The sequence below is a fragment of the Blautia sp. MSJ-9 genome (assembly GCF_018919065.1).
Classification (GTDB): Bacteria; Bacillota; Clostridia; order Lachnospirales; family Lachnospiraceae; genus Blautia_A.
Window position 1 is genome coordinate 1 of record NZ_JAHLQG010000007.1, and the last position, 5692, is coordinate 5692.

Sequence of the window (5692 nt, forward strand, 5' to 3'; positions counted from 1 at the left end):
GGAAATGTCAACATGTATGTAGTTTTGAAGGTGCAAACCTTTATTCCTCCTTAGCTCAGTCGGTAGAGCATGCGGCTGTTAACCGCAGTGTCGTTGGTTCGAGTCCAACAGGGGGAGTTCTCGGAAACGAGTATTTACAATTTAATTTTTGGCTCCATGGTCAAGCGGTTAAGACACCGCCCTTTCACGGCGGTAACAGGGGTTCAAATCCCCTTGGAGTCATTTAAATAATGGAAAATGAGATTTTTGTGGCTTGATTCTGTTACAACATGCCGATGTGGCTCAATTGGCAGAGCAGCTGATTTGTAATCAGCAGGTTATCGGTTCGAGTCCGATCATCGGCTTTTTGGACCTTTAGCTCAGTTGGTTAGAGCAACCGGCTCATAACCGGTCGGTCCTGGGTTCGAGTCCCCGAAGGTCCACTTTTCAATTATTTTGGCCCAGTGGCTCAGTTGGTTAGAGCGCCGCCCTGTCACGGCGGAGGTCGAGAGTTCGAGTCTCTTCTGGGTCGTTAGCAATTGGCTGACGAATTTACTAATTGCTTTTTATGGAATCTTAGCTCAGCTGGGAGAGCATCTGCCTTACAAGCAGAGGGTCATAGGTTCGAGCCCTATAGGTTCCATATGCCGCAGTGGCGGAACTGGCAGACGCACAGGACTTAAAATCCTGCGGGACTTATACTCCCGTACCGGTTCGATTCCGGTCTGCGGCATGATTTTAAGTGAGAGAAACGTTGATTTTACAGCGTTTCTCTTATTTTTTTGCTTATTGGACATATTTGCCGAAAAAATAAAGCAGATGCGAATATCAATGTTAGATCAATAACAAGGATAAGCACATCTGCTTTACTTTTTACAATTTATACCTGTATTCTGTCTGCGACTTCATTTCCGAGAACAATCTTACGATCTGCAGAGGAAATGATCAATGAGTCGTGGAATTTCTGGAGAACACGGATCGTGCTGCCTTCGTGGATATCCATATCGCGCATAGCTTTCATAACTTCTGGCAGTCCGAACATCCATTTAATTGTGTAAGTGTTTCCCTGACTGGATTTTGATAATGAATGCATAAAAACAACCTCCTTGCATAAAATAAGACGGGTAAATAGAGCTTACCTGTTGCTGAGAACAGAGTAAACAGTAATGTTTACCTGGTGCAGGTATACGTAAACAGATACCTGAAATTGACAGAGACACATGGAAACGGATTACCATAAAACTACTAAAAGTTAATGTCAGATAATTTGTTTCTATTGTTGAAATAATTGTATATCTACAAGTGCCAGTTCGTCAATTATAACATTATTTTATACAATAATTGAATAACTATTCATTTATTCAGATATTTCCAGGAACATTCCAAGGTCGAATAGACAAAATTACGCAGGAATGTTGTAAAGGGCTGCCAGAAATATTAATGGTTGATGATATACCAATTATAATTGATAGAATTTATTCTACAAATTTCAGATTGTTAAGAGCATAGCGAAGAGCCATGCACATTAGCTCATTTCTGGAACGTCCGCTTTTGGCAGATAATTTATCATATTCTTCCTGAAGTTCACGTTCAAGACGAATGGTCATAGTAATAGATTTATCCTCTTTTTTATCAGCAGATTTTGGCCGGACAATAAATAATTCATTGTTTGGCATAAGTATCCCTCCTGTATAATATGATTCTTCTGATGCATCAGGAAGTGTGTTACTGTATAAAAGATGAACAGTAACAACTATAACGTTATAATATAAAGTATAATCACATTTTGTTGACATTGATATAACACAAATTTATAATATTTATTAGTGTTATAATACGAAGAAATGCTGTTTATAAGCGCTAGAGCATGTTTGAAAAAGGCTTTCTGCAAGATGTGCGTCACAATTTTTGGGAGATTTTGGGAATGATTTTTCAAACACGCTCTAAAACGGGGAATGCTTATATTATCAGTATGCGGAAGTGGATAAATTTTATCCGCCTGATTAAATGTTTTAGAGAGCAAGAATAAAATTTATGAAAAGTGTGATCCAGAAATTGTACGATGTGTACATGAATGAAAATGGTGGGACAGATAGTAAAATGGTGACAAAGATCGCAGGAAATCTGTGCAAAGAGAAAAAAGAAGCTGCCTATCAATGTTATCGGGAGCTCAGAGATAAACTGAGCGAAGATCTGGCAGGGGAACTGGACTTATTAATGGATAAACAACTGGAAATTTATCCACAGGAACTGGAGGAGAGTTTTGCAGTAGGATTTAAAACAGGTGCCAGATTGATGTGTGAGATTTTGTCTGAAGAAGCAGATGATGGAAAAGACAGATGATAGAAAAAGAGAATTAAGACAAGGATAAAAGAATATCAGTAAATTAATAATATCAGATACTGATAAATATAGTATCTGATATTATTGGTTTTAAATATAATTTTTAAATAAATTGCAAAACAGATGCTTGAACCAATTGGATTTGGATCAGATAAATTAGTACAGATTGAAAGATTCTCTATTAAACGGGATCTGAATTAGTTGCAGGGGTATTATCATTGAGCGTATCTGAGTTTATAAGTTCATCGATGCTGATCTCTCCTAAAAGACGCTCAATTGTATGCATATGTTCATTCATAACTTTCTCGGCGAGAGAAGAATCCTTTTCGGTGATGGCATGGACGAGCCGTGCATGCTGAGAGTCTATTTCTGGTGCTGTACTGTTCTTCTGCATGAAATAGGAGCGGATTCCCGTGATCATATTCTCGGTAAGCTGTGAGGAAGCGTTTAGTACACTCAGAATCAATGGATTGGCGGAAATCTGTGCAATCTTCAGGTGCAGGTCACGGTCCAGATCACCGCGGATTTTTTCATCCTGGGTACTGTCCAGTTTGGCGATGATGAGCTGAAGTTCTGCAGCATCTAGTGGTGTGCAGTTCTGGGCAGCAAGAAAAGCAGCTTTACTTTCCAGTGCACCTCGAAGCTGTAATGCATCCTGAATCTTACTGTTATACATCTGAAACAGAATGGATAACGGTTCAGTGAGACAGTTGCGAAGATCTGCTGCAATATAATTGGCACCACCATGTACGCTGACTGTGATTCCAAGCAGGGAAAGAGCTTTCAGTACTTCGCGCAGTGCTGGTCTGGAAATGCCAAATTCTTCGGCCAGAATACGTTCTGCCGGAAGTGCATCTCCCGGTTTCAGTTCACCGTTCTGTATTTTCTCGATGATCTGTGTCAGAACATCGTTAAATGTGCTGGTTTTATCTATTTTTCTAAACATCTATTTTCCTCTTTCTTAACATTTCATTGTATATCTGAATACAGGTATACAGTTATTGTCACTGTTCACTCTACACACGGTAATATGATTCGCAATACACAGGCTTTATGATGATCGCATAAAGCTGCGCTGTATGTCGCGGAATAGTGGTATGTGAACAGCAATCATTTATTTAATATTATAACGGATTAAAAGATAGATGCAACCGATTCTTGCAAAATTCCAGATGTGTCAGCATTTTGGATGTTGCTGTTTATACATCACTATCCTGTAGGATATTTTGACACATATGTGCAAGAATCCTGTAAAATCAACATTTTTTGCTATTTTTTAATAAATTTTATACTTTTATTAGAAATTAGACAAATTTCTCTCACATTTATAAGTTATGATATTTACATCTTAAGGAAATGACAGACCTTAAGAGAAAATCTTTCCTTTCCCTAAAAAGTGTAAAATGAACAGTGAATCACCGCTTAACCGACAAGATCGCCGGAGAAGCGGTGATTTTGTTATATATACAGGTGTAAAAATCTGGTAAACATGCTTATTTTAAGTTAAGGGCGTCTGTATCGATTGAAGCAGGCATAAATCTCCTGAAGTCTTGGGACGGCATAGCCGCAGGCAATATTCTGGTTATCTGCAAAGAATGACAGGCCATGCAATGTGAGGTTTTTTTGCAGATATTTTACAATTTCCGGCAGAGTATGTTTACCATCTATCAGGTGTTCAACTGCGTATTTCAGCAGGAGACTTAATGCAGCAGTCTGCTCGGTGTCGATCAGCTGTTCTGTATAGCGAAGATCAATTTCCTGTCTGCCAAGAGAGAAACCATCTGTTTTGGAAACTTTGGTTTTCAGACGCTCAGGTCTGGAAGAGGAATCAGATCCATGTTTATGACCATTATGCTGAGGACGACTAGAAGGTACAGTTGCTTTAGTCATGATTCGATGACTTTGCGGAAGATGGAATTCCGAAGCCTGAACAGTGGGCAGAGGATACTGACTGCAGAGTTTTTTGACAGTCGCAGTAATATCTTTTGGAATGTAGTTGTCCATCTGAATGACTGTGTCTGCAATATGAAAGAACGCACCAGAACTTCCTGCAACCAGGATCGTGGAGATACCGGCTTTTTCGTAGAGGTCACGGGCACGCTCCAGAAATGGAGTGATCGGCTCTTTTTCACGCTTAATCACCTGTTGCATAAAAGTATCACGGACCATAAAGTTTGTGGCAGAGGTATCTTCATCAAGAAGAAAAAGATGACTGCCGGCTTCCATGCTCTCTACAATACCGGCTGCCTGAGAAGTGCTGCCGCTGGCATCCAGGGTGGAGAAACAAAGAGTATTTTTTTTATTTGGAAGATCATTAATGAACAGGGAAATATCAACATCTTTGATGAAACGACCATCTTCAGAACGAAGTTTGACGGCTGTGTCATCTGTGATCACATATTCGCGTCCATCCCCCGGGATATGGTTATATATACCAAGCTCAAGAGCATTCAGAAGTGTGGATTTGCCATGATAACCGCCGCCAACGATCAGAGTGATTCCTTTCGGAATGCCCATTCCGGTAATGGCTCCTTTGTGTGGAAGATTCATGGAAATACACAGACTTTCGGGAGCGGTAAACGGAATGGAGTCCTTCATTGGACGGGAGGAAATACCGCTTTCCCTGGGGAGGATGGAATTGTCTGCGACAAAGGCACAGAGATTTCGTTTAGACAGTTCATGACGGATAAAATCCTGATCTTCAGCGAGTTCAATATAGTTACGTAATTCCTGTGCATTCAGGCTGGAATAGAAGAACGATTTCTGGATACATACAGGCAGAAAGTCAAAAAGAATCTTTTCCAGTTCTGTGGCGTTGATAGTTCGTCCGTTAGCAGGAAATCCTACAAAAAAACGGGCAGTGATTTCTTTTTCATTTATTTCACAGGCTGTTCTTGAGAGAACTTCCTGACTGCAGTGGCTGACAGTGATCAGTCCGCTTTTGCCGGAGCCTTTGGCGCGGAAACTGAAATGATTGATCTGCTTTTCAAACTGACGTGTGAGATAATCACAGAGAGTTGTCCGGGTGAGAGGATCTTTGTAATATTCTTCGGGAAATCGGGCATTTTTGTGAGAAATCTGAACGCTTACATGAGAGGGAGATGCGAAAGGGTCGCCCTGAACATGGTCGATGGAGAGGAGATAATTTCCAAACTGATAGACTCCTTTCAGACTTTTATATGCAGGGTAACTTTTTCGATTTATGGAATGGAGCTGCTGTCGCAGTTCTTCTGAATGATTCATGGGGAACCTCCTATTACAATATATTTATGGTTAATATCCCTTACAGCCAGTAAGGAATTATCCATCTTGTTGCTTAAGCTGTTAGAATGTTAAGAGCAATCGGTATAGCGGGATACCTCCTTGGGCT

6 protein-coding genes and 7 tRNA genes are annotated in these 5692 nt (G+C 40.3%); 8 read left to right on the forward strand and 5 right to left on the reverse strand.

Annotated features, from left to right (window positions below; translation table 11 throughout):
- Positions 1-44 precede the first annotated feature (44 nt).
- From KQI87_RS01560 to KQI87_RS01590, 7 genes are all read left to right on the forward strand, one after another.
- A tRNA-Asn gene (locus KQI87_RS01560) sits at positions 45-117 on the forward strand.
- Positions 118-150: 33 nt separating this feature from the next.
- A tRNA-Glu gene (locus KQI87_RS01565) sits at positions 151-222 on the forward strand.
- A gap of 49 nt (positions 223-271) precedes the next feature.
- A tRNA-Thr gene (locus KQI87_RS01570) sits at positions 272-344 on the forward strand.
- A gap of 4 nt (positions 345-348) precedes the next feature.
- Positions 349-422 (forward strand) — tRNA-Ile (locus KQI87_RS01575).
- A gap of 15 nt (positions 423-437) precedes the next feature.
- Positions 438-511 (forward strand) — tRNA-Asp (locus KQI87_RS01580).
- A gap of 38 nt (positions 512-549) precedes the next feature.
- Positions 550-622, forward strand: a tRNA-Val gene (locus tag KQI87_RS01585).
- Between the two features lie 3 nt (positions 623-625).
- Positions 626-712: transfer RNA gene (locus KQI87_RS01590), tRNA-Leu, on the forward strand.
- A gap of 147 nt (positions 713-859) precedes the next feature.
- On the opposite strand, the gene KQI87_RS01595 is transcribed toward KQI87_RS01590, so the two are convergent.
- The 3 genes from KQI87_RS01595 to KQI87_RS17440 all read right to left on the reverse strand — a co-directional run bounded on the left by KQI87_RS01595 (position 860) and on the right by KQI87_RS17440 (position 1919).
- On the reverse strand, positions 860-1072 hold the full coding sequence (locus tag KQI87_RS01595; RefSeq protein WP_216458623.1) for a FeoA family protein: 213 nt from the start codon (positions 1070-1072) through the stop codon (positions 860-862).
- Between the two features lie 382 nt (positions 1073-1454).
- A complete protein-coding gene (locus KQI87_RS01600) occupies positions 1455-1655 on the reverse strand; it encodes a ribbon-helix-helix domain-containing protein (protein WP_216458624.1) in 201 nt (66 codons plus the stop codon).
- A 153-nt stretch (positions 1656-1808) separates the two neighbouring features.
- On the reverse strand, positions 1809-1919 hold the full coding sequence (locus tag KQI87_RS17440; RefSeq protein ID WP_441039269.1) for a DUF6783 domain-containing protein: 111 nt from the start codon (positions 1917-1919) through the stop codon (positions 1809-1811).
- Positions 1920-2013: 94 nt separating this feature from the next.
- On the opposite strand from KQI87_RS17440, the gene KQI87_RS01605 reads away from it, so the two are divergent.
- The gene (locus tag KQI87_RS01605; RefSeq protein WP_216458625.1) at positions 2014-2322 is read left to right on the forward strand and encodes a DUF6809 family protein; all 309 of its coding nucleotides are present in this window, start codon (positions 2014-2016) and stop codon (positions 2320-2322) included.
- Between the two features lie 181 nt (positions 2323-2503).
- Here the strand turns inward: KQI87_RS01605 and KQI87_RS01610 are convergent, their stop codons facing one another.
- Both KQI87_RS01610 and KQI87_RS01615 read right to left on the reverse strand, forming a co-directional pair.
- Positions 2504-3268, reverse strand: coding sequence for a FadR/GntR family transcriptional regulator (locus tag KQI87_RS01610; protein ID WP_216458626.1), 765 nt, complete (start codon positions 3266-3268; stop codon positions 2504-2506).
- Positions 3269-3825: 557 nt separating this feature from the next.
- The gene (locus tag KQI87_RS01615; protein WP_216458627.1) at positions 3826-5565 is read right to left on the reverse strand and encodes an ABC-ATPase domain-containing protein; all 1740 of its coding nucleotides are present in this window, start codon (positions 5563-5565) and stop codon (positions 3826-3828) included.
- Between the last annotated feature and the right edge of the window lie 127 nt (positions 5566-5692).

Excerpts from the sequence above, each read along its gene's own strand:
- KQI87_RS01615 (WP_216458627.1), bottom strand. The coding sequence starts at position 5,565 with ATGAATCATTCAGAAGAACTGCGACAGCAGCTCCATTCCATAAATCGA.
- KQI87_RS01595 (WP_216458623.1), bottom strand. The coding sequence starts at position 1,072 with ATGCATTCATTATCAAAATCCAGTCAGGGAAACACTTACACAATTAAA.
- KQI87_RS01600 (WP_216458624.1), bottom strand. The coding sequence starts at position 1,655 with ATGCCAAACAATGAATTATTTATTGTCCGGCCAAAATCTGCTGATAAA.
- KQI87_RS01610 (WP_216458626.1), bottom strand. The coding sequence starts at position 3,268 with ATGTTTAGAAAAATAGATAAAACCAGCACATTTAACGATGTTCTGACA.
- KQI87_RS01605 (WP_216458625.1), top strand. The coding sequence starts at position 2,014 with ATGAAAAGTGTGATCCAGAAATTGTACGATGTGTACATGAATGAAAAT.